General features: G+C 68.6%; 1 protein-coding gene and 1 pseudogene. Both read left to right on the top strand.

The genetic code is table 11. The annotated features are described in order from the left end of the window. On the top strand, positions 1 to 560 hold a 560-nt coding region (locus tag APY03_RS17080; protein ID WP_198161262.1), incomplete at its 5' end, for a DNA cytosine methyltransferase. A gap of 242 nt (positions 561 to 802) precedes the next feature. Continuing rightward, positions 803 to 1,123 (top strand): annotated as a pseudogene (locus APY03_RS43930) (hypothetical protein); the annotation flags it as partial.

Genomic DNA, 1,123 nt, shown 5'->3' with positions numbered 1-1,123 from the left:
CGACGCTGCGTGCCGGCGGACATCGCCTCAGCCACGCGAACGCCGGCGTGGTGCCGGCCATCGCGTTCGCGCAGAACTCGCGCGGCGAGCTGCGGCTGGAATCCGGCCACGGCCAGCTTGCCGGGACGCTCTCCACGGGTGGCGGCAAGCCGGGCCAAGGCCGGCCGATGGTGATCGGCGTGGCGCTGCGCGGTCGCACCGAAGGCCTGGCCGCTGAACTGGGCGATGGCGTCTCGACCGCGCTGCGCACCAGCAGCGGCGGTGCCGACAAGCCCCATGTGCTGGCACCGGACTTCGAGGCACATTTCCGCTACGACTGGAATAACCCCGGTCCGGGCGACTGGTCGCAGTGGCGGGTGCGTCGGCTGATGCCGGTCGAATGCGAGCGGCTTCAAGGCATGCCCGACGACTACACGCTGGTGCCGTACCGCGGCAGGCCCTCCGCCGACGCGCCGCGCTACAAGGCGATCGGCAACTCCATGGCCGTGCCGTGCGTCGCGTGGCTGGGCCAGCGGCTGGTGCAGTGCCTGCACAAGACGGGATCGAGCGCTTCGGATTGATGCACGACGCGGCCGGCGGGCCGCGTGATCCTCCCTCCTGCATTGCCGACGCATCGGCAACAGCCAGCAGCCAGGGTGTCAAGGCTGCCGTGGGTTCCTCCCACGCCACCCGCCAGTTCGCCCCGGCATCTCTCCGGCGAACGCTGCCCACCGGGCATCGATGCCACCTTCCTCCAACCCACGGGATGTATGCGCGTCCCGTCAGGGGCGTGTCGTCAACCCGGTCGATATCAGGACTTTCCATGGACACCATCACCCGACAAGACCGCATCACGCTCAAGAACCTCAAGGTCGCGGATTTCGCGAGCGAGGAAACGCTGTGCTTCACCGCCACCGTCATGTTCGACGGCAGGCCCATCGCCGAAGCCCGCAATGACGGACACGGCGGCTCGACGTTCGTGCGCGCGTTGCAAGGCCAGGCCGCGCTGCTGGCCCAAGCCGAGGAATTTGCCAAGAGCCTGCCGCCGGCATCGCTCGACGTCGAGCGCGAGGACGACGAGCCACTTCTCATCGACATGACGCTCGACTTCCTCGTGGACCAGTTGGCCGATGCCATGCACGCA

Source organism: Variovorax sp. WDL1 (assembly GCF_001541225.1).
GTDB lineage: Bacteria > Pseudomonadota > Gammaproteobacteria > Burkholderiales > Burkholderiaceae_C > Variovorax.
Note: the sequence above shows the minus strand (reverse complement) of the source record. Positions and strands in the feature narration are given on the sequence as shown.